At 70.5% G+C, this 24321-nt stretch carries 26 protein-coding genes, 1 tRNA gene and 1 riboswitch; of the genes, 17 read left to right on the forward strand and 10 right to left on the reverse strand.

Annotated elements, in window-relative coordinates:
* Window positions 1–29: 29 nt before the first annotated feature.
* Window positions 30–311, reverse strand: a complete 282-nt coding sequence (locus ACZZ9K_RS08800) for a hypothetical protein (RefSeq protein WP_027466625.1) — start codon at window positions 309–311, stop codon at window positions 30–32.
* A gap of 207 nt (window positions 312–518) precedes the next feature.
* Between ACZZ9K_RS08800 and ACZZ9K_RS08805 the strand changes: the two genes are divergently transcribed.
* The 6 genes from ACZZ9K_RS08805 (at window position 519) to pstB (ending at window position 8164) form a co-directional block, all read left to right on the forward strand.
* Window positions 519–2684, forward strand: coding sequence for an RNA degradosome polyphosphate kinase (locus ACZZ9K_RS08805; protein WP_027466626.1), 2166 nt, complete (start codon window positions 519–521; stop codon window positions 2682–2684).
* A complete protein-coding gene (locus tag ACZZ9K_RS08810) occupies window positions 2681–3628 on the forward strand; it encodes an NUDIX hydrolase (RefSeq protein WP_463443859.1) in 948 nt (315 codons plus the stop codon). The genes ACZZ9K_RS08805 and ACZZ9K_RS08810 overlap by 4 nt, the downstream gene beginning before the upstream one ends.
* A 406-nt stretch (window positions 3629–4034) precedes the next feature.
* Window positions 4035–5141 carry a phosphate ABC transporter substrate-binding protein PstS gene (locus tag ACZZ9K_RS08815; protein WP_071245762.1) on the forward strand — a complete coding sequence of 369 codons (1107 nt, stop codon included), beginning with the start codon at window positions 4035–4037 and terminating at the stop codon, window positions 5139–5141.
* Between the two features lie 144 nt (window positions 5142–5285).
* Complete coding sequence (gene pstC, locus ACZZ9K_RS08820) at window positions 5286–6236, forward strand: phosphate ABC transporter permease subunit PstC (protein WP_027466629.1); 951 nt, start codon at window positions 5286–5288, stop codon at window positions 6234–6236.
* A gap of 13 nt (window positions 6237–6249) precedes the next feature.
* Window positions 6250–7335: a phosphate ABC transporter permease PstA gene (pstA, locus tag ACZZ9K_RS08825; RefSeq protein ID WP_027466630.1), complete on the forward strand. Its 1086-nt coding sequence runs from the start codon at window positions 6250–6252 to the stop codon at window positions 7333–7335.
* A 49-nt stretch (window positions 7336–7384) separates the two neighbouring features.
* Window positions 7385–8164 (forward strand): phosphate ABC transporter ATP-binding protein PstB, encoded by a 780-nt coding sequence (gene pstB / locus ACZZ9K_RS08830; protein WP_027466631.1) that lies wholly within the window; start codon window positions 7385–7387, stop codon window positions 8162–8164.
* A 215-nt stretch (window positions 8165–8379) separates the two neighbouring features.
* Here pstB and ACZZ9K_RS08835 read toward each other — a convergent pair whose 3' ends face one another.
* From ACZZ9K_RS08835 to ACZZ9K_RS08845, 3 genes are all read right to left on the reverse strand, one after another.
* Window positions 8380–9255, reverse strand: coding sequence for an anti-sigma factor (locus tag ACZZ9K_RS08835; RefSeq protein ID WP_463443860.1), 876 nt, complete (start codon window positions 9253–9255; stop codon window positions 8380–8382).
* Window positions 9252–9851 carry an ECF RNA polymerase sigma factor SigK gene (sigK, locus tag ACZZ9K_RS08840; protein ID WP_027466633.1) on the reverse strand — a complete coding sequence of 200 codons (600 nt, stop codon included), beginning with the start codon at window positions 9849–9851 and terminating at the stop codon, window positions 9252–9254. Before sigK ends, ACZZ9K_RS08835 begins: the two co-directional genes overlap by 4 nt.
* 529 nt (window positions 9852–10380) lie before the next feature.
* Entirely contained in the window at window positions 10381–11010 is a 630-nt protein-coding gene (locus ACZZ9K_RS08845) for a DNA-directed RNA polymerase subunit beta (protein ID WP_138801980.1), read from the reverse strand.
* A gap of 127 nt (window positions 11011–11137) precedes the next feature.
* On the opposite strand from ACZZ9K_RS08845, the gene ACZZ9K_RS08850 reads away from it, so the two are divergent.
* The 4 genes from ACZZ9K_RS08850 to ACZZ9K_RS08865 all read left to right on the forward strand — a co-directional run bounded on the left by ACZZ9K_RS08850 (window position 11138) and on the right by ACZZ9K_RS08865 (window position 12800).
* Window positions 11138–11299 (forward strand): DUF2207 domain-containing protein, encoded by a 162-nt coding sequence (locus ACZZ9K_RS08850; RefSeq protein WP_138801981.1) that lies wholly within the window; start codon window positions 11138–11140, stop codon window positions 11297–11299.
* A 53-nt stretch (window positions 11300–11352) separates the two neighbouring features.
* Window positions 11353–11425, forward strand: a tRNA-Lys gene (locus tag ACZZ9K_RS08855).
* A 41-nt stretch (window positions 11426–11466) separates the two neighbouring features.
* Complete coding sequence (locus tag ACZZ9K_RS08860) at window positions 11467–12303, forward strand: SGNH/GDSL hydrolase family protein (protein WP_463443861.1); 837 nt, start codon at window positions 11467–11469, stop codon at window positions 12301–12303.
* A 176-nt stretch (window positions 12304–12479) separates the two neighbouring features.
* Window positions 12480–12800: a hypothetical protein gene (locus tag ACZZ9K_RS08865; RefSeq protein ID WP_027466636.1), complete on the forward strand. Its 321-nt coding sequence runs from the start codon at window positions 12480–12482 to the stop codon at window positions 12798–12800.
* Window positions 12801–12888: 88 nt separating this feature from the next.
* On the opposite strand, the gene ACZZ9K_RS08870 is transcribed toward ACZZ9K_RS08865, so the two are convergent.
* Both ACZZ9K_RS08870 and ACZZ9K_RS08875 read right to left on the reverse strand, forming a co-directional pair.
* Window positions 12889–13821, reverse strand: a complete 933-nt coding sequence (locus ACZZ9K_RS08870) for an aldose 1-epimerase family protein (protein ID WP_463443862.1) — start codon at window positions 13819–13821, stop codon at window positions 12889–12891.
* On the reverse strand, window positions 13818–14672 hold the full coding sequence (locus ACZZ9K_RS08875; protein ID WP_463443863.1) for a DeoR/GlpR family DNA-binding transcription regulator: 855 nt from the start codon (window positions 14670–14672) through the stop codon (window positions 13818–13820). The genes ACZZ9K_RS08870 and ACZZ9K_RS08875 overlap by 4 nt, the downstream gene beginning before the upstream one ends.
* A 64-nt stretch (window positions 14673–14736) precedes the next feature.
* Between ACZZ9K_RS08875 and galT the strand changes: the two genes are divergently transcribed.
* Both galT and galK read left to right on the forward strand, forming a co-directional pair.
* Window positions 14737–15834 carry a galactose-1-phosphate uridylyltransferase gene (gene galT, locus ACZZ9K_RS08880; protein WP_138801985.1) on the forward strand — a complete coding sequence of 366 codons (1098 nt, stop codon included), beginning with the start codon at window positions 14737–14739 and terminating at the stop codon, window positions 15832–15834.
* Window positions 15831–16970, forward strand: a complete 1140-nt coding sequence (gene galK, locus ACZZ9K_RS08885; RefSeq protein ID WP_463443864.1) for a galactokinase — start codon at window positions 15831–15833, stop codon at window positions 16968–16970. Before galT ends, galK begins: the two co-directional genes overlap by 4 nt.
* A 123-nt stretch (window positions 16971–17093) precedes the next feature.
* Here galK and ACZZ9K_RS08890 read toward each other — a convergent pair whose 3' ends face one another.
* The 3 genes from ACZZ9K_RS08890 to glyA all read right to left on the reverse strand — a co-directional run bounded on the left by ACZZ9K_RS08890 (window position 17094) and on the right by glyA (window position 19871).
* Window positions 17094–17543, reverse strand: a complete 450-nt coding sequence (locus ACZZ9K_RS08890; protein ID WP_463443865.1) for a hypothetical protein — start codon at window positions 17541–17543, stop codon at window positions 17094–17096.
* A gap of 118 nt (window positions 17544–17661) precedes the next feature.
* On the reverse strand, window positions 17662–18597 hold the full coding sequence (locus ACZZ9K_RS08895) for a tetrahydrofolate dehydrogenase/cyclohydrolase catalytic domain-containing protein (RefSeq protein WP_111091219.1): 936 nt from the start codon (window positions 18595–18597) through the stop codon (window positions 17662–17664).
* Window positions 18594–19871 (reverse strand): serine hydroxymethyltransferase, encoded by a 1278-nt coding sequence (gene glyA / locus ACZZ9K_RS08900; RefSeq protein WP_301582165.1) that lies wholly within the window; start codon window positions 19869–19871, stop codon window positions 18594–18596. Before glyA ends, ACZZ9K_RS08895 begins: the two co-directional genes overlap by 4 nt.
* A 96-nt stretch (window positions 19872–19967) precedes the next feature.
* Window positions 19968–20052: riboswitch (ZMP/ZTP riboswitch) on the reverse strand.
* A 38-nt stretch (window positions 20053–20090) separates the two neighbouring features.
* On the opposite strand from glyA, the gene clpS reads away from it, so the two are divergent.
* Complete coding sequence (gene clpS / locus ACZZ9K_RS08905; RefSeq protein WP_071245350.1) at window positions 20091–20396, forward strand: ATP-dependent Clp protease adapter ClpS; 306 nt, start codon at window positions 20091–20093, stop codon at window positions 20394–20396.
* A complete protein-coding gene (locus ACZZ9K_RS08910; RefSeq protein WP_027466644.1) occupies window positions 20393–20866 on the forward strand; it encodes a DUF2017 family protein in 474 nt (157 codons plus the stop codon). Before clpS ends, ACZZ9K_RS08910 begins: the two co-directional genes overlap by 4 nt.
* A 43-nt stretch (window positions 20867–20909) precedes the next feature.
* On the opposite strand, the gene ACZZ9K_RS08915 is transcribed toward ACZZ9K_RS08910, so the two are convergent.
* Window positions 20910–21782, reverse strand: a complete 873-nt coding sequence (locus tag ACZZ9K_RS08915; protein ID WP_463443866.1) for an NAD(P)H-binding protein — start codon at window positions 21780–21782, stop codon at window positions 20910–20912.
* A 74-nt stretch (window positions 21783–21856) separates the two neighbouring features.
* On the opposite strand from ACZZ9K_RS08915, the gene ACZZ9K_RS08920 reads away from it, so the two are divergent.
* From ACZZ9K_RS08920 to ACZZ9K_RS08930, 3 genes are all read left to right on the forward strand, one after another.
* Window positions 21857–22312, forward strand: a complete 456-nt coding sequence (locus ACZZ9K_RS08920) for a MarR family winged helix-turn-helix transcriptional regulator (RefSeq protein WP_111032312.1) — start codon at window positions 21857–21859, stop codon at window positions 22310–22312.
* 56 nt (window positions 22313–22368) lie between these two features.
* Window positions 22369–22803: a MarR family winged helix-turn-helix transcriptional regulator gene (locus tag ACZZ9K_RS08925; RefSeq protein WP_071404703.1), complete on the forward strand. Its 435-nt coding sequence runs from the start codon at window positions 22369–22371 to the stop codon at window positions 22801–22803.
* A gap of 115 nt (window positions 22804–22918) precedes the next feature.
* Window positions 22919–24268 (forward strand): MFS transporter, encoded by a 1350-nt coding sequence (locus ACZZ9K_RS08930; RefSeq protein WP_463443867.1) that lies wholly within the window; start codon window positions 22919–22921, stop codon window positions 24266–24268.
* Window positions 24269–24321 lie beyond the last annotated feature (53 nt).

The following is a 24321-nucleotide window of genomic DNA, read 5'->3' on the forward strand; positions in this document are numbered from 1 at the left end:
CGACGGTCCGGGCGGGAACAGGCCGGTGCTTACGCGCCGCCACCTGCGGTGAAGATGTCCTGCGAGATCTTGTCGAGCTGCGTGCGGAGCTGCTCGAGCTCGGTCTTCGCCTTGTCCAGAGCAGCCTTGGTCTCCGGCCAGGTGGACCCGCGGAACGTCGCCGCGAGCGGGCCGTCCCAGACGTTCGAGTCGGAAAGGATCCGGCCCTGAGCGTCGAGCTGCGAGATCTGGTCGGTGAAACCACCGTTGATGATCGACTGGACCTGACGGATGGCGGTCTTGGCCTGCTCGGTCGAAAGGACACGCGACATGATGAACCTCTTTCATTCGTAGCTGCACCCCCGCGCAGTGGAATCCCCCCGGAGGCTCTGACACGGCCCACCATACCCACAAACCCAGGCAGATGTCACCGTCGGTATATCGTGATCCTTCCTCCACATCCAAACGGTTCACCGGCGGTTTCCACAGCGTCCACCGAGGCCCCTCCGGTGGCAGGGGCCGGGTGGCAGGATGTGGGGATGGACACCGAACCGCAGCTCGACGGCGAATCCGTCGCACCCGACCTCGACGACTTCGACGAAGTCATCGAGATCGAGCACGAGTCACTGCCGACGGACCGCTACTTCGACCGCGAGCTCAGCTGGCTCCGGTTCAACCAGCGCGTGCTCGAGCTGGGTGAAGACCGCACGCAGCCCCTGCTGGAGCGGGCGAACTTCCTGGCGATCTTCGCGTCCAACCTCGACGAGTTCTTCATGGTCCGCGTCGCCGGCCTGAAGCGCCGCATCGACACCGGCATCGCCGTCCCGACCAACGTCGGCCGTGCCCCCAGCGACGTCCTGCGTGACATCGCGAAGAAGGCCCACGAGCTGCAGGACCGGCACGCCCAGGCCTTCATCGGGTCGCTCAAGCCCGACCTCGACGCCGCGGGCATCCACATCGAGCACTGGTCCGACCTCGACGAAGCCGACCGGCAGCGCATGCGGGAGTACTTCAACGAGCAGATCTTCCCGGTGCTCATGCCCCTGGCCGTCGACCCGGCGCACCCGTTCCCCTACATCTCCGGGCTCTCGCTCAACCTGGCGGTGCGGGTCCGCAACCCGAAGTCGCAGCGCCAGGAGTTCGCGCGCCTCAAGGTGCCGCAGAACTTCTCCCGCTTCATCAAGCTCCCCGACGACAACTCCGGCCGGATGCGCTTCATCCCGCTCGAAGACCTCATCGCGAACCACCTCGACGACCTGTTCCCAGGGATGGAGGTCCTCGAGCACCACGTGTTCCGGGTCACCCGCAACGAGGACGTCGAGATCGAGGAGGACGAGGCCGAGAACCTCATCCAGGCCCTCGAGCGCGAGCTCCTGCGCCGCCGGTTCGGTCCGCCGATCCGCCTCGAGATCACCGAGGACATGGACCCGGTGACCCTCGACCTGCTCGTGCGTGAACTCGACATCACCGAGGAAGAGGTCTTCCGGCTGCCGTCGCCGCTCGACCTCGGCGGGCTGTTCGAGATCTCCAAGATCAACCGTCCCGACCTGCACTACCCCAAGCACGTGCCGACCACCCCGGTGCAGTTCCAGCCGGGTGAACCGAACACGAAGCCCGACCTGTTCCGCGCGATCAAGGCGAACGACGTCCTGGTCCACCACCCCTACGAGTCCTTCGCCACGAGCGTGCAGGCGTTCCTCGAGCAGGCCGCGGCCGACCCGAACGTCCTGGCGATCAAGCAGACCCTGTACCGCACCTCCGGCGACAGCCCCATCGTCGAGGCGCTGATCGACGCTGCGGCCGCCGGCAAGCAGGTCCTCGCCCTGGTCGAGATCAAAGCTCGCTTCGACGAGCAGAACAACATCACCTGGGCCCGGAAGCTGGAGAAGGCCGGCGTGCACGTCGTCTACGGCCTGGTCGGGCTGAAGACGCACTCGAAGCTGGTGCTCGTCATCCGGCAAGAGGGCGGGACGCTCAAGCACTACAGCCACATCGGCACGGGCAACTACAACCCGAAGACCTCGCGCATCTACGAGGACATGGGGCTCTTCACCTCGGACGACACGGTGGGCAAGGACCTGACCCGCCTGTTCAACGAGCTGTCCGGCTATGCCATCGAGAAGAAGTTCAAGCGCCTGCTCGTGGCACCGCTGCACCTGCGGAAGGGCCTGCTCAAGCGCATCCAGACCGAGGCCGCCAACGCTCGCGCCGGCAAGCCCTCGGGCATCCGGATCAAGGTCAACTCGATGGTCGACGAGCAGATCATCGACGCGCTGTACCTGGCGAGCCAGGCCGGGGTGCCGATCGACGTCTGGGTACGCGGCATCTGCTCGCTCAAGCCGGGCATGGAAGGCGTCAGCGACACCATCCGCGTGCGGAGCATCGTCGGGCGCTACCTCGAGCACTCCCGCGCGTTCGCGTTCCACAACGACGGCGACCCGGCGGTGTTCATCGGCAGCGCCGACATGATGCACCGCAACCTCGACCGCCGCGTCGAGGCGCTCGTGCGACTGGTCGCCCCGGACCACATCAACGAGGTCCAGGAGATGTTCGACCTGGCGATGGCCGACACCGCCAGCTCGTGGCACCTGGAGTCAGACGGCGAGTGGACGCGGCACTCCACCGACGATGCGGGCCGTCCGCTCGAGGACGTGCAGAATGTGACCATGCGGAAGATCTCGGCCCGGAAGCGCTCGACTCGGTGAGCGGCGGTCCCTCGGGCCCCGTCGTCGCTGCGGGTGCGGTCGTCTGGCGCGAACAGGACGGCACGCCCCTCGTGCTGCTCATCCACCGCGACCACCACAAGGACGTCTCCCTGCCCAAGGGCAAGGTGGACCCGGGCGAGGCCGTCCCGACGACCGCCGTGCGCGAGATCGACGAGGAGACCGGGTACCGCGTCCACCTCGGCGCACCGCTCGGCACCGCCGAGTACGTGCTGCCGAACGGCCGCGACAAGGTCGTGCACTACTGGGCGGCCCGGGTCTCGGCGAAGGAGTACGCCCGCGCGGGCGCCTTCGTGCCGAACCACGAGGTCGCGGCGCTCGAGTGGCTGACCATCGACGACGCCCGCAACCGCCTGACGTACGAGCGGGACGTCGCGATCCTCGACCGGTTCGCCGAACGCGCCGCCGCGGGACAGCACCGCACGTTCGCCCTGATCACCCTGCGCCACGCGAAGACGGTGCCCGGCTCGGACTGGGACGGCCCCGACGCCACCCGTCCGCTGCTGCCCGTCGGCCGCTCGCAGGCCAAGGCGGCCGCGGCACCGGTCGCAGCGTTCGGCCCGAAGAAGATCGTGAGCAGCACGGCGGCGCGGTGCCTCGCGACCGTCGAACCGCTGTCCGCCGCGACGAAGCTCGGCGTCTCGAGCACCCCGGACCTCAGCCAGGACGCCCACGACCGCGGAGCCGCCGACGTCAAGGGCGTCGTCCGGCGCCGGCTCGACAAGGGCAAGACCGCCGTGTTGTGCTCGCACGGCCCGGTGCTGCCCGACATCATCGCCCGGATCGCCACCGCGACCGCCGACGAGTCCGGCCGCTTCGACCTGCGCCGCGCCGCGATGCTGTCGGTCGGGGACTTCTCCGTCATGCACATCGCCGGGGACACGCTCGTCGCGGTCGAGACGCACCGCAACACGATCCCGGCGTAGCCCACCACCGGCGGACCGCAACGGTCCGGCGGTGCGCAGCTCTGCCCGACCGCAGCGTCGACGGACGACAGTGTCGCCCGACCGCAGCGCCGCCGGCATGCTGCCGACGCGCCCGGCACCCGGCCACAGGACGGGGCCGCGCCGCGCCCGGGAACGCGATCCGGGCCTCCCGACCGCTCGTCCGCGAACATGCGTGCGCATCTTCCAAACGAGCGCACAGTGCCCCCGATCCTGCTCCCTGCGCGGGTGCGGCGCACGCCGCCCCGACGCGGACAACCCCTCGTTCACCTCCCGTTCACCAGCGGGGGTGATTGCGGTCACCTCGCGTCCCTACAGTCGCTCCCGGGTCGGCACCGGCCCAGGGACCGCAGTGGTCCCACTGCATTCCATTCCCGAAGGGACCCCTGTGAACATCAAGCGAATCGGTTCGATCGCAGCAATTGCGATCGCCGGCGCAGTCGTGCTCTCCTCGTGCGCGGCAAACGAGGACGCGGGCAGCACCGAGTCCTCCTCCACCAGCGGCAGCGACTACTCGAAGCTCTCCGGCACCCTGACCGGCTCGGGCTCGTCCGCACAGCAGACCGCGCAGGCCACCTGGGCCGCCGGTTTCCAGAACGAAGCCTCGGGCGTCACCGTCAACTACACGCCGGACGGCTCCGGTGCCGGCCGCGAGAACTTCATGTCGGGTGCCGCGGACTTCGCCGGCTCCGACGCCGCGCTGAAGGACGAGGAGCTCTCGGGCAAGTTCGAGTCCTGCAAGGCGGACACCAAGGGCATCGACATCCCCGTCTACATCTCCCCGATCGCGATCGCCTACAAGGTCGACGGCGTCAGCGACCTGACCCTCGACGCCAAGGCCATCGCGGGGATCTTCTCGGGCAAGATCACCAAGTGGAACGACTCGGAGATCGCCGGCCTGAACAAGGACGCGAAGCTGCCGGACGCGAACATCACGGTCGTGCACCGCTCGGACGACTCGGGCACCACGCAGAACTTCTCGGAGTACGTCTCCGCGAACGCTTCTGACGTCTGGACCGAAGAGCCCAGCCAGACCTTCCCGTACTCGGTCGGTGACAGCGCGAAGGGCACCTCCGGTGTCGCCTCCGCGATGGGCAACGCCACCAACGCCATCACCTACATCGACGACTCCGGTGCGGGCGACCTCGACCGCGCGAAGCTGATGGTCGGCGACAAGGCGACCGAGATCTCGGCCGACGGTGCCGCGCAGGTCGTCGCCGACTCGAAGATCGCGACCGGCCGCGAGGACAACGACCTCGCGATCGACATCGACCGCAAGGACACCGCTGACGGTGCCTGGCCGCTGGTCCTCGTCTCCTACGCCATCGCGTGCCAGGAGTACAAGGACGCCGACAAGGCCGAGCTCGTGAAGGGCTACCTCGACTACGTCGTCTCGAGCGCCGCTCAGGACGCCGCTGCCAAGGAGGCCAAGTCGGCCGCCCTCTCCTCCGACCTCGCGTCGAAGGCCAAGGACGCGGTCGCGTCCATCAAGTAAGGCCCCTTGAGCGCCCGGACGCCGGTCCCACCCACACGACCGGCGTCCGGGCACTCAGCCGTCCAGGCCACCACCCGGACGGGCACCGCACCACCACCCCAGAACCCGTCGCCTCCCCCGGCGTTCCTCCGACAGGAGTACCCCATGACGACCGCACCGGCCCAGCCAGGGGCCACCGTCACCCCGATCAAGCCGAAGGCCGTCGTCCGTGTCGGCGACCGCGTCTTCTCCGCCGCATCGGTCATCGCCGGCGGCCTCATCCTCTTCGTGCTCGTGCTCGTCGCCGCGTTCCTCGTGTGGCAGAGCATCCCGGCCTTCTCCGCCAAGGTCGGCGAGCTGCCGGGCAAGGCCACGAACTTCTGGGACTTCGTCGGCCCCCTGGTCTTCGGCACCGTCTGGTCCGCGCTCATCGCGCTCGTGATCGCCGTGCCGCTGTCCCTCGGGATCGCCCTCTTCATCTCGCACTTCGCGCCGCGTCGACTCGCGCCGGTCCTCGGCTACGTGATCGACCTGCTGGCCGCCGTGCCGTCGGTCGTCTACGGCCTCTGGGGCATCGCCGTGCTGGCGCCCCTGGTGAAGCCGTTCTACGTGTTCCTGAACGAGTACGTCGGCTGGTTCCCGCTGTTCTCCGGCCAGGTGTCCGGCACGGGCCGCACGATCCTGACGGCGTCGATCGTCCTCGCCGTCATGGCGATCCCGATCATGACCGCGGTCATGCGTGAGATCTTCCTGCAGGCCCCGACCCTCAACGAGGAAGCGGCCCTGGCCCTCGGCGCGACCCGCTGGGAGATGATCCGCCTGTCGGTCCTGCCGTTCGCGAAGTCCGGCATCGTCTCCGCGATCATGCTCGGCCTCGGCCGTGCACTCGGCGAGACGATGGCGATCGCGCTGGTGCTGTCGGTCTCGACGAACGTCACGTTCCAGATGCTGACGTCGCAGAACCCCTCGACGATCGCCGCGAACATCGCCCTGCAGTTCGCCGAGGCCTCGGGCACCGCACTCAACGCGCTCATCGCGTCGGGTCTGATCCTCTTCGTCATCACCCTGGTCATCAACATGCTCGCGCGGTACATCGTCCGCAGCCGAGTCAGCTGAGAGGTCGCACCCGATGTCCCTCGCGCTCCGTCAGACCGGCACCGCCGGCAACGTCTACGCCAACGGCAAGCTGCACGCCTCCGTCCCGTGGCTGCTGCTGGTCGGCAGCTGGGTCGCCCTCGTCCTGGTCTTCGCCCTGCTCAACGCCGGTGGCGCCGTCAAGGACTTCAACGTCGTCGCCGCGATCTTCCTCGGCACGGTCCTGTTCGACGTCCTCATCGTCGTCATCTCGCGCATCGTCGAGGGCGGCCGCAAGGCGGTCGACCGCCTGGTCACCTCGCTCGTCATCACGGCGTTCGTCATCGCGGTCCTGCCGCTGGTGTCTCTGCTCTGGACGGTCATCGCCAAGGGCATCGCCCGCTTCGACGCGAACTTCTTCTCGTACTCGATGCGCGGGGTCATCTCCGAGGGCGGCGGTGCGGTCCACGCCCTCATCGGCACGCTCGAGATCACGCTGTTCGCGGCGCTCATCTCGGTGCCGATCGGCCTGCTCACCTCGATCTACCTGGTCGAGTACGGTCGCGGCGCACTGGCGAAGGGCATCACCTTCTTCGTCGACGTCATGACGGGCATCCCGTCGATCGTCGCCGGTCTGTTCGCCTACGCGCTCTTCGCGCTGTTCCTCGGCCCGGGTGCCCGCTTCGGCCTGGTCGGCTCCGTGGCCCTGTCGGTGCTGATGATCCCGATCGTCGTGCGCTCCACCGAAGAGGTGCTCAAGATCGTCCCGATGGAACTCCGCGAGGCCTCGTACGCCCTCGGGGTGCCGAAGTACCTCACGATCCTCAAGGTCGTGCTCCCCACCAGCCTCGCCGGCATCACCACCGGCGTCATGCTCTCGATCGCCCGCGTCATCGGTGAGACCGCCCCGCTGCTCGTCACGGCCGGCTTCACCGCGAGCATGAACTACAACCTGTTCCGTGACCCGATGATGACCCTGCCGGTGTACGCGTACACGCAGTACTCGCAGCAGGGTGCCAACCCGGTGCCGTTCGTCGACCGGGCCTGGACCGCGGCCCTCGTGCTCATCCTGATCGTGATGCTGCTCAACCTGCTCGCCCGGTTCATCACCCGTCTCTTCGCCCCCAAGCTCAGCCGCTGACCCTCCGCCCCCGCGGAACCAGCGACACCACCCACCCAGAAGGATCAACGTGTCCAAGCGCATCGAGGTCGACGGCCTCAACGTCTACTACTCGAAGTTCAAGGCGGTCGAGGGTGTCGACATCACCATCGAGCCCCGCACCGTCACGGCCTTCATCGGCCCGTCGGGCTGCGGCAAGTCCACCTTCCTCCGCACCCTGAACCGCATGCACGAGGTCATCCCCGGCGCATGGGTCGAGGGCTCGGTCAAGATCGACGGCGACGACCTGTACGGCGCCGGCGTCGACCCCGTGCTCGTCCGTCGGCAGGTCGGCATGGTCTTCCAGCGTCCGAACCCGTTCCCCACGATGTCGATCCGCGACAACGTGCTGGCGGGCGTGAAGCTCAACAACAAGCGCGTCTCCCGTTCCGAGGCCGACGACATCGTCGAGCGCTCGCTGCAGGGCGCGAACCTGTGGAACGAGGTCAAGGACCGCCTCGACAAGCCCGGCATGGGCCTGTCCGGTGGGCAGCAGCAGCGTCTCTGCATCGCCCGCGCCATCGCGGTCGAGCCGGACGTGCTCCTGATGGACGAGCCCTGCTCGGCCCTCGACCCGATCTCGACCCTCGCCATCGAGGACCTGATCGAGGAGCTCAAGAAGGAGTTCACGATCGTGATCGTGACCCACAACATGCAGCAGGCGTCGCGCGTCAGCGACAAGACGGCGTTCTTCAACATCGCCGGCACCGGCGCACCCGGCAAGCTCATCGAGTTCGACGACACCGCGACGATGTTCTCGAACCCGTCCGTGCAGGCCACCGAGGACTACGTCTCGGGCCGCTTCGGTTGATCGGCATCCGTCCGTCGCGCTGACGGACTGCCTGGAGGCCCGGTGCACGTCCGCCACGGACGCGCACCGGGCCTTCGTGGTTGCGGCGGCGTTCGTGGTCGCGCGCGGCGCCACGGTGCGATCACGACGCGGACGCAGAACGACGAAGCCGCTGTCGTGTGACAGCGGCTTCGTCGTTCTGCGTCGGTGGCAGTCCAGCAGGACCGCCCCTGGCATCAGGCCGTGGTGGTGGGGACCGCCATGATCGGCGAGGTGGTCGGCTGCTCGGAACCGCCCTCGGGCTCGACCGTCATGCCGATCGTCGCGCCCTCGGACATCGCGCCCTTGAGCACGGCGGAGTGCACACCGTCGGCCGCACCGTCGACCAGGCCGGCCGACTTGATGGTGCCGCCCTGCTCCTCGGAGCCGATGTACCAGAGCTCGTACGTCTTGCCCTTCGGCGCCTGCTCGACACCGTCGAGGATCACCGCGGACTTGCCGAGGTCGTTCGACCACACGACCGTCGCCGAACCGCCGCCCGCGACCTTGGTCGTGGTGCGCTGGAAGTCCGACGCGGCGTAGATGCGGTCGAGGCCGCTCGAGGCCTGCGTGGTGCCGGTGCCGGAGCCGTTCGGATCGAAGATCGATCCGACGCCGAGTCCGCCGAAGAAGACCGCGGCGACGGCAGCTGCGGCCGTCAGCATGACCGCCGGACGCTGGAACCAGCGGCGGCGAGCCTCGGAGGAAGCCCGGCCACCGGCGGTGGGGCCGTCGGCGATCGAGGCGACGTGCCTGGCGGGCTCGGGACGGGCCTCCTGGACGGAGGTGGTCTCGGCGACCGGGATCTGGTCGACCGTCGTGTCGGCGAGGGGTGCGGCCTGGGGGGTCGTGGCGATCTGGGCCAGCAGCGACTCCTTGAGCGACGCTGGGGGCTCGATCGGTGCGACGGCGTAGGCGAGCTGCAGCGCGGTCTCGCGCAGCGAGTCGTTCTCGGCCTGCAGCTCGGGGGACGTCCGGAGGGCGTCCTCGAGGAGCGCGCGCTCGTCGTCGGACAGCGCGTCGAGGGCGTGGGAACCCGTCATCAGTGCGGGGTCGTCGTGGCGTTCGGTCATGAGGTCACCCCCATCTCGTCTCGGAGTCGGATCATCCCGTCACGGAGACGGGTCTTGACGGTGCCGATGGGGACACCGAGGTGTTCGGCCATCTCGCTGTGCGAGTAGCCGCCGTAGTACGCGAGTTGCACGGCCTGCCGCTGGAACTCGGTGAGCTTCGCCAGCGCTCGGCCGACGCGCTCGTGCTCGATGCGGATCTCGACGGACTCGGAGACCTGGTCGAAACCGGCCTCGAGGTCGCGGATGCCGATCTTGGTGTCGCGGTCGTGCGACGACTGCGAGGCACGGACCCGGTCGACCGCTCGGCGGTGGGCCATGGTGAGGACCCAGCTGGCCGCGGTACCGCGCTTCCGGTCGAAGCGGGTGGCCTGCTGCCAGACCTCCAGGAAGACCTCCTGCGTGACCTCTTCCGACTGCGCGCGGTCCCGGAGGAGGCGCGTGATCAGACCGAGGACCCGACCGGAGAGTGCGTCGTAGAGGTCCGCGAAGGCGGCTTGGTCACCGGCGGCGACCCGGGCGAGCAGGTCGTCCGGCGATGCCTGAGCTGGCTCTGACGAGCTCCAGCGTTCGGTGTCGCTATCCACGAGGGCAAGCATTGCAGGTTTCCCTCCTCTCGGTTGCTTTCGTTGACCAGGCGGGTAGCACGAAGCCTCCGCATGGGCGGTCGAGACGAGGGGCCGGCGTGACCCACAGGGAATTGACCGGCGGTGCCGGTCCGGGTCACACCGGGCCTCTCGCTTCGTGACGGGCATTCCGACCGTCACGCAGATGATTCGGCGCGGTCCCCGCTGTGGATTGGATGGGGGTCGGGATTTCTCGGCGGGATGGGCGCGGCGGGCCTTCGAAGGGGCTCCCGCGGGCACGCCCGGGGCCGGTTCTGTCCACCGTGAGTGAACAGGGTCGAGTGATCAGCCAGCGTCTCGTAGACTTGGTCTCGCCGGGCCGCAGCAAGCCCCGGGCTCCAAAATTCGCCGCTTCGAGCGGCCTCGCGCCGAGAGGCGCTTCTGCGGCCCGGTCTTTTCATGCCCGGATGCGTTCCGGACTGCTGCGCGGCCCCTGGCCTGGCGCGTCGTCGCGCTGCTGCGCGGCCCTGGAGGCCCGGTGCGGGTCCGTCCCGCCGCGCGCTCAGTCCAGGCTGTCGCGGCGCCAGAGCGCCGCCGCCTCGGTCAGGTCGGCCGCCAGCTCCGTCAGGCGGAGCGCCCGCGTCGTGAGTTCGCTCGCGCGCTCGGACGCGACCAGGTCCGCCTCGTCCGCCACGGCGGTCGCGCCGGCGGCGGTCAGACGACAGAACGACGCCCCGCGGTCGAGCGCCACCGCGAGGTCGCCCGTGTACAGGCCGTGCAGGATGCGGTCGGCGAGCGTCAGGATCTCGGCCGGGCCCGTCGGTTCCTCGGCGCCCGCGACCGCCTGGTCGATCGTGCCGATCTGCGCCGTGCCCCGCTCGAACAGGTACGCGATCTCCTCCGGGTTCTGCCGGATGACGATGCGCACCAGGTACACCCGCCAGAGCGCCCCCGGCAGGGTGTGCGCGCCGACCCGCGCCCACAGCTCCGCGATGGCGTCGATGCCGTGCACGTCGGTGTAGGTGACGAGCCGCTCGACCACGGCGGGGTCCGGGTCTTCGCGGACCCGGTGCAGCAGTGCGTTCGCGGTCTCGTGCGCGACGCGGTTCACCAGCGCCGGGTCCTCACCGCCCTGGATGGCGGCGAACTCGGCGTCGGTGAAGTGGACGGGACGGTGGTGATCGCGAGGCACCGCAGCAGTGTAGGCGCGGCCGGTGACACGCCCGCGTCCCGTTCGCCCAGAACGCAACGGCTGCGCCACGCGTACCGTGTTGCGGCAGGGAGGCGCTCCTCCCTGCACGTGAAGGAGAGGATCTTCCATGAACGCCCTGCTCATCATCCTGGCTGTGATCGCAGTCATCCTGCTGTTCGTCGGCGGGTTCGCCGCGAGCCTGAAGTTCCTGCTCTGGGTGGGCATCGTGCTGCTCGTCATCGCGGTCATCGCGTGGCTGCTGCGCTCGCTCACCGGACGTCGGGGCTGACCCGGACCGACGGTTCCTTCCCGGAGGCCCTCACCCGCTAGCCTTGCGGGTGAGGGCCTCTAGCTCAGTTGGTAGAGCACCGGACTTTTAATCCGAGGGTCGTGGGTTCGAGCCCCACGGGGCCCACCTCCCAGTCTCGCTTCCCGCTCGTGTCTACAATTCGACGGATGGGCCGACGATCGCAGCGCGGGCGGCCGGGCACCCCCACCGGCCCGGCGACGATGCGCCGACGCCGCCGCGGGCTGGTGCCGGCACTCGCCCTCGGCGCGATGGCCCTCGGGGTCTCCGGGCTCCTGCTGATCCTGCCGAGCGTCTCGAGCGCCTGCCAGACGGTGTCCTCGTCGACCTCGGCCTCGGCCATCGCCGCCCCCGGGGTCTCGGCCGACCGCATCGCCGCTGCCATCGAGCCCGGGTCACGTGTCCTGATCGTCGGCGACTCGTACACCGCTGGTCGGGGCTCGACCACCGGCATCCGCGGATGGGCCCAGGACATCAGCGAGGACCGCGGCTGGACGGCCGAGATCGACGGCTACCCGGGCACGGGCTACGTCGACACCGGTCGGACCGGTTCGTCGCACTACACGTTCGGACCGCGCCTCCAGCGGCATGCGTTGTTCGACCCCCGGCTCGTGATCGTGCAGGGCAGCCAGAACGACTGGCTCGTCGACGCGGACACCCTCCGCGCCACCGTGGAGCGGACCCTCCGCCAGGCGCAGCAGACCTGGCCGGACGCCGTCGTCGTCGCGCTGGGCCCGTCGGCACCGCTGCCGTGGGCGAACTCGACCGTCGGCGTCGCCGCGTCGGTCTCCGCGGGTGCCGCGGCCGCGGGTGTGCCCTACATCGATGCCCTGGCCGGCAGGTGGTTCACGTCGAGCAACAGCCCCGGGTACTCCGCCGTCGACGGCGGACACCCGAACGACGCCGGGCACCAGTACCTGGCGGAGCGGGTCAGCGACTCCCTCGACGCCCTCGCCGCTCCCGTCGGCAGCGCCCGCTGCCTCTGAGCGAGCCCACCCGCTCCTGAACGGGGTACAACCCGTCCCCAGCGTGCTCATGGGAGATCCCCTGGGCAGCACAGGCCGTCCTCAGCGGACTGTTGGGCTGCCGCCGATAGTGTCGTTCCCGGATCCGATCACCGGATCCTGCAGCACCGCACCACCACGAACGAACGGGGTACACCGTGATCGAGCCCATCGAAGCCACGCAGACCAGCACCACCGGTGACGCGCGCCGCATCGTCGAGCTCGCAGCAGCGACCAACACGACGATGAGCAACGAGCTCCTGCTCGACACGCTCCGCCGCAACGCCCAGGTCACGACCCGCCACATCCGCAAGGACTTCATCGAGGTCGCGACGGCCACCGCCGTGCTCGGCTACGTCTGCCGGCAGCGCAAGGACTTCATCGCGCTCCGTGGCGACGACCCGGCGTGGGCGCACGAGGTCGGCCGGTACGCGACCGAGTCCCTCGCGGTCGAGGCGCTCCGGATGCGCCGCGGCTGACGCCCGGCGACCGACACGAACGATGAAGGCCCCGCCGGACACCCGGCGGGGCCTTCATCGTGTCAGCGGTGTGAGCTGACCGGAGTCCTCAGGACCAGACGCGGCGGATGCCCCACGAGCCGGTCCAGGTCTCGTCCGGCTCGAGCCAGCGCAGGCCCTCGCCCGAGTTCAGGGCGTTCGCGGGAGCCGTCATCGGTTCGACCGCGATCGCCAGGCCCTTCCCCTCGCCACGCGGGTACTCGCGCGACGTGAAGACCTGCACGTAGGGGAACGAGGCGTCCTGCCAGAGCTCCACACCGTCGCCCTCGGGCCCGTGCATCGTCGTCCGGCGGATCCCCTCGGCATCGGGGGTGACGTCCTTGTACGCGGTGTCGAGGTCCGAGTCCCCGGCACGCCGCCCCTGGCGCAGGTCGTACGGCGTGCCCTCGACCGGCACCGAACCGTTCGGCACCTTCTGCTCGTCGACGGTGAAGGCGGTCGCGGCGTCGAGCGTGACGACCAGGTCGTCGGCGGGGGTGTCACCGGCGCGCAGGTACGGGTGCGCACCGATCGCGAAGGGTGCGCGGACACCCGAACGGTTCGTGACCTCGTGCGTGACGCGGATGCCGTCGTCGACGAGTTCGTGCAGCACGCGCGTCTCGAGGGTGAACGGCCACCCGTGCTGCGGGTGGATCGTCGCCTCCTGCTGGATCGACGTCTCGGTCTGCGAGACCACCCGGTACGGGGCGAACCGGAGCAGTCCGTGCGACGCGTTGCCGTACTTCGGCTCCGAGACGTCGAGCTGCTGCCGCTTGCCGTCGAGCTCCCACACACCACCGGCGACGCGGTTCGGCCAGGGTGCCAGGACGATCCCGTTCGCCCCCGGCGGCTGCTCGGTGACGGGGAACGGCTCGGTGATGTCGAAGCCGGCGACGCGGAGTTCGCGGATGCCCGCGGCGACCTCGGTGACCACGGCTTCGACGACCCCGTCGGGCCCGGCGTGGTGGAGGCGGTACTGGCCACCCGTGGGTGCTGCGGTCATGGGGTGTTCTTCCTTCCGGCTGGTTCGGTGTGCTGCTCGCCGTCGGCGACGATCACCTGGGCCCCGGCCGCCCGGATCGTGGCGACCGCGGCGGCGTCGGCCTCGGCGGTGACGACGACGTCGATGTCCTCGAGCGCGCGGACGACCCCGATGTGGGCCCGGCCGAACTTCGACCCGTCCGCGACCACGACGGTACGCCGGGCCGTCCCCGCGAGCATCCGCTTGGCCTCGGTCTCGGGCAGGTTCACGTTCGTCAGGCCGTGGTCGACGTCGAGGCCGGTGCCACCGAGGAACACGAGGTCGGCGGCGATCATCGGCAGGACCGCGCCGTTGAAGGGCGCGACGAGTGAGTGCTGCAGGGGCCGGAGGGTGCCGCCGGTGACGATCACGGTGAAGCGCGGGACGGCTCGCTCGAGCGTGAGCGCCGTGGTGAGGGAGTTCGTGACGACGGTGACGCCGGTGAGTTCGGTGCGCGCCACGAGCGCCTCGGCGACGGCGGCGGGCGTGGTGCCGACGTCGAGGACGACGCACTCCCCCGGGCGCACCAGCGCCGCTGCCGCACGGCCGATGGCCGCCTTGGCCACCTGGTGCTCGACGGCGGTCTCCTCGAAGGGGCGCTCGGTGGACCCGGCCCCGAGGCGGACCGCACCCCCGTGCACCCGGCGGATCCGGGCCTCCTGGTCGAGGACGGCGAGGTCCTGGCGGACCGTCACCTCGCTGGTGCCGAGGGACGCGGCCAACGCGGCCGTCCGGACCATGCCCGGGGCGCCGTCGACGATCGCGACGATGCGGTCCTGCCGCAGGGGCGCGGGCAGGGCGCCGGCGAGGAAGGAGAGGTCGGCGTCCGTCATGTGGACAGTTTCGCTTGCTTCCGATGTCCTTCGCAACGCTTCGGATCGGCGCTAGGCTGTTCCGGTGATCACCAAGCGCGTGACGAAGCTCGCGGACGGCCGCGACCTCTTCTACTTCGACGACGCCGACTCGACGCTGCCCGCAGAACGCAGCGTCGACGAGCGCGTGCTCGACCCGCGGCCCGAGACGGCGCGGATGCGGCAGGACGTCCTGACGGGCGAGTGGGTGTCGATCGCGGCGTCCCGGCAGAACCGGGTGTTCCTGCCGCCGGCCGACCAGGACCCGCTCGCGCCCCAGAGCCCGGCCAACCCGTCCGAGATCCCGAGCCGCTACGACGTCGCGGTGTTCGAGAACCGTTCGCCGTCGTTCGGGCCGCTGCTCGAAGCCGACGACGCTCCCGAGTCGCTCGAGTCCCTGAGCGACGTCGGCCTGAACCGCCAGCTCCGCTCAGTCGGCCGGTGCGAGGTCGTGTGCTTCTCGCCCGAGACCTCCGGGTCCTTCGCCTCCATCTCCGAGTCGCGTGCCCGCACCGTCGTCGAAGCCTGGGCCGACCGCACGGCCGCACTCTCCGCGATGCCGGGCATCCAGCAGGTGTTCCCCTTCGAGAACCGGGGCGAGGCGATCGGCGTCACGCTGCACCACCCGCACGGACAGATCTACTCGTACCCGTACATCACCCCGCGCACGCAGCGACTGCTCGCGAGCATCGAACGGTTCGGCCCGGACCTGTTCGAGCAGCACCTGGCGAACGAGCGGGGTTCCGAGCGGGTCGTCCTCGCCGGCGAGCACTTCACCGCCTTCGTCCCGTTCGCCGCGCGCTGGCCCATCGAGATCCACATGCTGCCGCACCGTCACGTCCCCGACTTCGCCGGCCTGACCGACGCCGAGAAGGACGAGCTGGCGCACATGCACCTCCGGCTCACCCGTGGGCTCGACGCGCTCTACGGCGACCCGACGCCGTACATCGCCGCGTGGCACCAGGCACCGGTGCACACCGCCCGCGACACCGTGCGGCTGATGCTGCAGATCACCTCGCCGCGACGTGCGGCGGACAAGTTGAAGTTCCTGGCCGGCAGCGAAGCCGCCATGGGCGCCTGGATCGGGGACCTCGTGCCCGAGAAGGCGGCCGAGTTCATCCGACAGGGAGTCGAGCGCGCATGACGTTCCAGCAGGTCTACGGGTACGAGCCGACGGTGCGGTACTCCGCTCCGGGTCGCGTCAACCTGATCGGTGAGCACACCGACTACAACGACGGTTACGTACTGCCCTTCGCGATCGACCGTCGCACCACCGCCTCCATCGCGCAGCGCGACGACCGGACGATCCGCGTCGCCTCCGCCTTCGACGCCACGAGCGAGCCGGTGGCGCTGTCCCTCGACGACCTGTCGCCCGAGGCCATGAACGGCTGGTCGGCCTACGTCTTCGGCATCGCCTGGGCCCTGCGCGAGCAGGCCGGAGCCGATCTGGGCGACAAGACCGGGTTCGACGTCTTCATCGAGTCCGACGTCCCGGTCGGTGCGGGCCTGTCGTCCAGTGCGGCGATCGAGTGCGGTGTCGCGCTGGCGTTCAACGACCTGTGGGAACTCGGCCTCGACCGGAAGAGCCTGGCGCGCGTCGGGCAGTACTCGGAGAACCACGCCGTCGGTGCCCCCACCGGGATCATGGACCAGTCCGCCTCGCTGCTCGGCGAGCAGGACGCCGTCGTGTTCCTCGACTGCCGCACGCTCGACACCGCCGTCGTCGACCTGGCGCTCGAGGCGAACGGGCTCGAGGTCCTGGTGATCGACACCCGCGTCGAGCACGCCCACGCGACCGGCGGCTACGCGGCTCGTCGGGCCTCGTGCGAGAAGGGTGCGCGGGTGCTCGGGGTCGAGGCCCTGCGTGACGTCAGCGTCGAGGACCTCCCTCGTGCGCAGGAGCTCCTGGACGACGAGACCTTCCGCCGCGTTCGGCACATCGTGACCGAGGACCAGCGCGTCCTCGACACCGTCCGCACGCTGCGCGAACAGGGACCCCGGGCGATCGGATCCCTGCTCGTCGCGTCGCACGAGTCGATGCGCGACGACTTCGAGATCTCCGTGCCGGAGCTCGACCTGGCCGTCGCGACGGCGGTCGAGCACGGTGCCGTCGGTGCCCGCATGACCGGGGGTGGGTTCGGCGGCGCGGCGATCGCGCTGGTCGACCAGGAGTCGCGCGGTGCGATCAGCGCCGCCGTCACCGCTGCCTTCGCCGATGCCGGGTACCGCGAGCCAAACGTGTTCACGGTGCACGCCGCGCAGGGCGCTCGGCGCGACTGACGGCTGCGGCGGGCGCGGGCGTTCGCGCGCTCGACGTTTCGCGCTCAGCGACAGCTCACGCGGCGATCAGCCCGTGAGCTGTCGCTCAGCGCGAAAGAACGGCAGCACCCCGCCACCGCCCGCTCAGCCGAGGGAGTCCGCGTACCGGACGTGCTCCACGACGTTCCCGAGCACGAACGGGTGCGTCCGACCGTGCTCCACGGACCACTCCACCCACGCGGTCTGCGCCGGCATGAGCAGCCACACCACGACGGTCGTCCCGAGCACGGCAGCCAGGGTCAGGCCCATCACCGTGTGCTCGTCGAAGCGGGCTGCACCACGGCGGGCGATCGCGGCGACGAACCCGGCGACCGCGAACCCCACCGTCGCGAGCGTCCACCCGAACCAGGGGCCCGACGTGAACGTGTACTCCTGGCCGGCGTGCGCGAGTGTCATCGACCAGGTCGACCCCGGAGCCTGGAACAGCACGCAGAGCGCCACGATGACGATCAGCCACCGGGCGTCCTTGGTCAGTTGCGACGGCTCGGGCCGGGCTCGCATCACCGGCGCCGTCTGCAGTCGTTCGTCCCCCATGCCGCGACCGTAGCACCGGCGGAGTGCACTTCGTGAGCAGCAATGGTCGGGTGCGATGACGCCACCCGACCATTGCTGCACACCATCGGCACGCGACCAGCGCGCGACGCCCCGCGCGCTACGACAGCTGGCGCTCGGCGGCCTCGACGACGTTCTTCATGAGCATGGCGCGGGTCATCGGCCCGACGCCACCGGGAGTCGGCGACAGGAAGCCCGCGACCGACGCGACCGCGGGGTCGACGTCGCCGTGGAGCTTCGCCTTGCCGGTCTCCTCGTTGACGACGCGGGTGATCCCCACGTCGATGACTGCGGCACCGGGCTGCACCCAGTCGGGCTTGACGAGCCCGGCGACCCCGGCCGCGGCGACGATGATGTCGGCGCGACGGCACTCCGCCGCGACGTCGGCGGTCAGCGAGTGCGTCAGGGTCGCGGTCGCCTCGAGCCGCGTGAGCAGCAGACCGAGCGGCCGTCCGACGGTCAGCCCCTGACCGATGATCGTGACGTGCGCACCACGGATCGGGATCTCGTACGCGTCGAGCATCGCGACGATGCCCCGAGGGGTGCACGGCAGCGGTGCGTCGATCGTGCCGGCACCACCGGGCACGGCGAGCACCAGCTCGCCGAGGTTCGTCGGGTGCAGGCCGTCGGCGTCCTTCGCCGGGTCCATCAGCTCGAGCATCGGCGTCGGGTCGATGCCCTGTGGCAGCGGGAGCTGCACGATGAACGCGGTGACCCGGGGGTCGTCGTTCATCTGCAGGATCGCGGCCCGGATGTCGGCAGCGGACGCCGTCTCGGGCAGGTCGATGCGGTGCGAGTCGAGCCCGATCGACGCCGAGTCGCGGTGCTTGCCCGCGACGTAGGACATCGAGCCGGGGTTCGAGCCGACCATGATCGTGCCGAGGCCCGGACGGATGCCGTGCTCGTGCAGGCGGTCGATCCGGCCCCGGAGTTCGTCGAGCGTCCGGGCGGCGAGAGCCGTGCCGTCGATGCGGACGGCACTGCCCTCACCGGCCCAGAGCTCGCGCGGGAGTGCCGCGCTGACCGAACCGCTCACGCGTAGAGCGGGAACGCGTCGGTCAGGACCTTCACGCGGGCCGAGAGCGCTGCGACGTCCGGGTTCGGCATGAGGGTCAGCGCGATGATGTCGGCCACCTCGGTGAACTCGGCGTCGCCGAAGCCCCGGGTCGCCAGCGCCGAGGTGCCGATGCGGACACCCGAGGTGACCATCGGCGGGCGCGGGTCGAACGGCACGGAGTTGCGGTTCACGGTGATGCCGACCTCGTGCAGCAGGTCTTCGGCCTGCTTGCCGTCGACCTCGGACGCGCGCAGGTCGACGAGCACCAGGTGCACGTCGGTGCCGCCGGTGAGCACGTCGATGCCCGCGGCCTTGGCGTCGTCAGCGGTCAGGCGGGCGGCGAGGGCCTGGGCGCCACGGATCGTGCGCTCCTGACGGTCCTTGAACTCCGGGGTGCCGGCGAGCAGGAACGCGGTGGCCTTCGCGGCGATCACGTGCATGAGCGGGCCGCCCTGCTGGCCCGGGAAGACCGCGGAGTTGAGCTTCTTGAACAGGGTCTCGTCGTTCGACAGGATGATGCCCGAGCGGGGGCCGCCCAGGGTCTTGTGGACCGTCGACGAGACGACGTGGGCGTGCGGGACCGGGGACGGGTGCAGACCGGCGGCGACGAGGCCGGCGAAGTGCGCCATGTCGACCCAGAGCTTCGCGCCGACCTCGTCCGCGATCTCGCGGAACTTCGCGAAGTCGAGCTGGCGCGGGTAGGCGGACCAACCGGCGATCAGGACCTTCGGCTGGTGCTCGATGGCCTTCGCGCGGATGTCGTCGTAGTCGACCTCGAACGTCTCGGGGTCGACGCCGTACGCCACGGCGTTGTAGATGCGGCCGGAGAAGTTGAGCTTCATGCCGTGGGTCAGGTGCCCGCCGTGGGCGAGCTCGAGGCCGAGGATGGTGTCGCCGGCCGAGGCGATGGCGTGCAGGACAGCGGCGTTCGCCGTCGCGCCGGAGTGCGGCTGCACGTTCGCGTAGGAAGCACCGAAGAGCGCCTTGGCACGGTCGATGGCGAGCTGCTCGGCGACGTCGACGTACTCGCAGCCGCCGTAGTAGCGCTTGCCCGGGTAGCCCTCGGCGTACTTGTTGGTGAGCACGGAACCCTGCGACTCGAGCACGGCGCGCGGAACGAAGTTCTCGGACGCGATCATCTCGAGGGTGTCGCGCTGGCGGCCGAGCTCCTGCTGCAGGACGGCGGCGATCTCGGGGTCGACCTCGGTGAGCGGGGCGTTGAACGCGGCACGGGCGGCGGCCTGCTCGGCCACCTCGGCCGAGTCGGAGACGAACGGGGGCAGATCGGCAATGGACACGGGACTCCTACGGTGTGCGGACGACCAGCTGGTCGCACTCGGACGGTCGGTCGGTGCAGCCCAGGCGTACGGCCGCGCACCGTGTCTTTGTCGCTCCCCGATGGTGACCCATCCAACGCCAGTCGCGACCTGACGATCGTACCGAGCGACCCCGCCCTGTGTCACCCTGGATGCATGACGCTGCTCTCGCCCGACGTGGACGAACGGACCACCACGGACGAACGGACCAGTGCGCGGGCGGACACCCCGTGGGTCACGGTGGTGTGGGACGACCCGGTGAACCTGATGTCGTACGTCACCTACGTCTTCCAGCGGCACTTCGGGTTCTCGCGCGAGCAGGCCGAGCGACTCATGCACCAGGTGAACGACGACGGTCGGGCGATCGTGGCGTCGGGCCCGCGCGAATCGATGGAGGCCCACGTGCAGTCCATGCACGGCTACGGGCTGCAGGCGACCGTCGACAAGGCCCCCGAAGCGTGATCCCGTTCGTCCGCCGCGCCGACGGCGTCCACCTCGGCCTGTCCTCCGGCGAGCGCGACCTGCTCGCCTCGCTCACCGAACAGCTGCGGCAGGTGCTCGGCGGCGACCTGTCCACCGATCCGATCAGCGAGCGGATGTTCCCGGACGCCTACCCCGGTGACGACGAGGCGAGCGCGGAGTTCCGGAAGTACACGCAGTCCGACCTGCTCACGCAGAAGACGACGAACGCCTCGATCGTGCACGACTGGCTGACGGGCACCCGCGACGGTTCGCTCGACGCCGAGGACGAGCAGGCGTGGCTCCGCACCCTCACCGACCTGCGGCTGACGATCGCCGACCGGCTGGGCATCGAGGACGCCGACGACGAGGAGCGCTCCGTCGAGGCCGACGCGGGCGTCGGCCTGCGCGACGTCTACGACTGGCTCGGCTACGTGCAGGAGCACCTGGTCGTGACGCTCACGTCGCGCTGACGGCCCACGGCCTGGAGGCCCGGATCACCTCCGGCGCGACGGGTCACCCCAGCAGGTCGTCGCGGTGGGCTCGCGCCCAGTCGGTCAGGCTCCGGGGTGCGGTGCCGGTGATGCGCAGGACGTCGTCGCTCATCACGTCGACGCCGTCGAGGCCGCGGCGGACGACCCGGCCGAACTGCTGCCGGAGCCCCTCGGCCTGCCAGGCGGGCACCCCGCTCAGGCGGAGCACACCGGCGTAGACACGGCTCGGCAGGTGCAGGGCGCGCACGGGTCGGCGGAGCCCTGCGGTGAGCGCGGCGGCGACACCCCGCGCGTCGAGCAGGTCCGGCCCGGTGAGTACCGGTTCGGTGCCGTCGTGGCCGTCCTCCGTCAGCACCCGGGCGGCGGTCCGGGCGATGTCCTCGGTGTCGATCCAGCCGATCACCCCGCGGCCCGTGGTGTGCGGGAACCACCCCCGTCGGATCGCGGGCACCGAGGGCTGCACGTTCGTCATGAACGACGAGGGGTGCAGGATCGTCCACGCCAGCCCGCTCTCGCGCACCATCCGGTCGATGTGCCAGGCGGCGCTCGCCCACGACATCGGGGAGTGCTCGGCGGCGTCCCCGCCCGACAGCTGCACGATCCGGCCGACCCCGGCCCGCTGCGCCGCACGGACGCCCGTGGTGCCCTGCTCGCGCTGCCGCTGGCTGACCGGCGTCACGAGGAAGAACCGGTCGACCCCGTCGAGCGCCGCGGTGAGCGCGTCCTCGTCGTCCAGGTCGGCCAAGCGGCCGTCGATGCCCCGCGCCCGGAGCGCGTCGACCTGCTCGGGTCGTCGGACCACGGCTCGCACCGTCACCCCTGCCGCCCGCAGCAGGTCCGCCGTCTTGCCCCCGACGTCCCCGGTCACGCCGGTGACGGCCACGATCTCGTCCATGTCTGCTCCCGTCCCACTGACCCGTTCTGGTATCAGTTTTCTGATACCTGAATGTACGCCGGTACGATCACCCCGTGCCCCAGGAACTCCCAGCCCCGCGTGACGACGTCGACGGCATCGTGGCCTGGACGGTGATCCGGGCCGCACGGACGCTCTCCCGCCGACTCGCGGCCGAGCTGGCGCCGCTCGGGTTGACACCCGTCGAGTTCGGGGCGCTCATCCAGCTCGCAGCGGCCGGCGAGCTCAGCCAGGCCGACCTCGCGCGGGCGGTCGGCGTCCGACCGCAGAGCATGACGACGCTCGTCGGGGGGCTCTCGACGCGGGGACTCGTGGAGCGGGGTGCCGCACCGGGCCGGGGACGGGCCTCCCGGATGCGACTGACCGACCAGGGCGAGGCGCTGCTGGCACGCGCCCACCCCATCGTCCGGGCGAGCAACGCGTGGTTCGGCGACGGCGCGGAGCCGATCTCGGCGACCCTGCTCCCGCTGCTCGAGCCGGACGCGGGCGACGACGGTTCCGCCGTTCCCTGACCGGCATCGGAAGGAAAACTTGCAAGGTGGGCTGGTGACGGACTAGCCTCCGGGGCGTGACCGACGCACCGGAGACCGACCCGACCGACCTGGCCGACGCCGTCCTGACGATGCACGGACGACTGCGGCGGTCGTTGCTGGCCTCGAAGTCGGACGACGTCACGGCGTCGCAGACCGCCGCCCTCGGACGCCTGCTGCGGCACGGGCCGGCCACCATCGCCGACCTGGCCCGAGCCGAGGGTGTCCGACCGCAGTCGATGGGCGCGACCGTCCAGGCCCTGGTCGACCTCGGCCTGGCCGAGCGGCAGGCCGACCCGACGGACGGCCGGCGGGCGATCGTCAGCGCGACGGCGGCCGGTCGGGACGCGCGCCAGACCGCCTGGGCCGCGCGGAACCACGAGCTCGCCGAGCGGCTCGCGACCCTGCCCGAAGCGGACCGCCGCGTCGTCGCGCGGGCGATGGACCTGCTCGGGCCGATCGTCGATCCCTGACCCGCACCCCTCGCCCAGTCCTGCAACCGGAAGAAGCGCTCTCACGTCCACCACCACCACCACGACCCCCGACACGACCACGGGCAGCGGCTTCGGTCCGAAGCTCCTCATCCCGGTGCTCGTCGGGCCCCTGCTCAACCCGATCAACACCACGATGGTGTCGGTCGCCCTCACCCCGATCTCCCGCGACCTGGGCATCGGTGCGGCGCAGGCGATCTGGCTCGTCGCGGCCCTGTACCTGGCGAGTGCGATCGCGCAGCCCACGATGGGCAAGCTCGCCGACCGGTTCGGCCCGAAGAAGGTGTTCCTGACCGGGCTCGTCATCGTCGGGATCGCCGGGGTGGTGCCCGAGGTGCTGACCGGGTTCGGCGGCGCCGTGTTCGCCCGGGTACTCATCGGCATCGGGACGTCGTCGGCCTACCCGGCGGCGCTCACCACGCTCCGGCAGCACTCCGCCCGGATCGGGAAGCCGACGCCGCCGCTCGTGCTCGGGGCGCTGTCGATCACGTCGCTCGTGTCCGCCGCCGCCGGCCCACCGCTCGGCGGGGCGCTCATCGCCGCGTTCGGCTGGCACGCGATCTTCCTGGTGAACGTGCCGCTCGCGGTGTTCGGCATCGTCGTGGCGACGCTCTGGCTGCCGTCCGACCGGCTGCGTCCGCGCGACGAGGCCGACCTGCCGGTGCTGCAGGCGCTCGACCCGCTCGGCATGGTGCTGATGACCGGGACCGTCTCGGCGCTGCTCGTCTTCCTGCTCGACCTGTCCGCCGGGCTGTGGTGGTTGCTCGCGGTGGCGCTCGTGCTGCTCGTCGCCCTGGTGGCGTGGGAGCTCCGGGCCGTGCGACCGTTCGTCGACGTGCGGCTGCTCGCCAGGAACGGCGCGCTGTCCCGCACGTACGGCCGCCTGTTCCTGACGTACCTGCTCGCCTACACGATGACCTACGGGTTCTCGCAGTGGGTGCAGGACGTCGCGGGCTACCCGAGCGACGTCGCCGGGTACATCCAGCTGCCGGCCGCGATCGTCGCCGGGGTGGCCTCGTTCGTCGTCGCACGGAAGACCGCGATCCGCGGGCCGCTCGTCGTCGCCGCGCTGGTGCCGATCCTCGGCGGTGTGCTCCTGCTCTTCCTGCACACCGGGTCGCCCGTCGTCCTGCTCGCCCTGACCCCGGCGCTGTTCGGGGTGCCGCAGGCCCTGGCGTCGGTGTCGAACCAGGCGGCGCTGTACCGGCTCGTCCCCGCGGAGTACATCGGCACCGCGGCCGGGCTGTCCCGCACCGCGGTGTACATCGGGGCGATCGCGGCGTCCTCGCTGATCGGCGGCGTGTTCGGCCAGGCCCCGACGACGCCGGACCTGCACGTGCTGGCGTGGGTGATCCTCGGCGTCGCGGTGCTCCTGACGGTGCTGACCCTGGCCGACCGTCGCCTGCGTGACGCCGACGCACCGGCCCCTGCGCCTGACGCTTCGTGAGCAGGAACGGTCGAGTCGCCGCTGCCCACTCGACCGTTCCTGCTCACGAAGCA

It is taken from the genome of Curtobacterium sp. AC268, from assembly GCF_979258745.1.

Excerpts from the sequence above, each read along its gene's own strand:
- galK (WP_463443864.1), top strand. The coding sequence starts at position 15,831 with ATGACGTTCCAGCAGGTCTACGGGTACGAGCCGACGGTGCGGTACTCC.
- sigK (WP_027466633.1), bottom strand. The coding sequence starts at position 9,851 with ATGCTTGCCCTCGTGGATAGCGACACCGAACGCTGGAGCTCGTCAGAG.
- ACZZ9K_RS08835 (WP_463443860.1), bottom strand. The coding sequence starts at position 9,255 with ATGACCGAACGCCACGACGACCCCGCACTGATGACGGGTTCCCACGCC.
- ACZZ9K_RS08800 (WP_027466625.1), bottom strand. The coding sequence starts at position 311 with ATGTCGCGTGTCCTTTCGACCGAGCAGGCCAAGACCGCCATCCGTCAG.
- ACZZ9K_RS08870 (WP_463443862.1), bottom strand. The coding sequence starts at position 13,821 with ATGACCGCAGCACCCACGGGTGGCCAGTACCGCCTCCACCACGCCGGG.
- clpS (WP_071245350.1), top strand. The coding sequence starts at position 20,091 with ATGACGCTGCTCTCGCCCGACGTGGACGAACGGACCACCACGGACGAA.
- ACZZ9K_RS08860 (WP_463443861.1), top strand. The coding sequence starts at position 11,467 with ATGGGCCGACGATCGCAGCGCGGGCGGCCGGGCACCCCCACCGGCCCG.
- pstC (WP_027466629.1), top strand. The coding sequence starts at position 5,286 with ATGACGACCGCACCGGCCCAGCCAGGGGCCACCGTCACCCCGATCAAG.
- ACZZ9K_RS08915 (WP_463443866.1), bottom strand. The coding sequence starts at position 21,782 with ATGGACGAGATCGTGGCCGTCACCGGCGTGACCGGGGACGTCGGGGGC.
- ACZZ9K_RS08805 (WP_027466626.1), top strand. The coding sequence starts at position 519 with ATGGACACCGAACCGCAGCTCGACGGCGAATCCGTCGCACCCGACCTC.
- ACZZ9K_RS08850 (WP_138801981.1), top strand. The coding sequence starts at position 11,138 with ATGAACGCCCTGCTCATCATCCTGGCTGTGATCGCAGTCATCCTGCTG.
- ACZZ9K_RS08890 (WP_463443865.1), bottom strand. The coding sequence starts at position 17,543 with ATGGGGGACGAACGACTGCAGACGGCGCCGGTGATGCGAGCCCGGCCC.
- pstA (WP_027466630.1), top strand. The coding sequence starts at position 6,250 with ATGTCCCTCGCGCTCCGTCAGACCGGCACCGCCGGCAACGTCTACGCC.
- ACZZ9K_RS08875 (WP_463443863.1), bottom strand. The coding sequence starts at position 14,672 with ATGACGGACGCCGACCTCTCCTTCCTCGCCGGCGCCCTGCCCGCGCCC.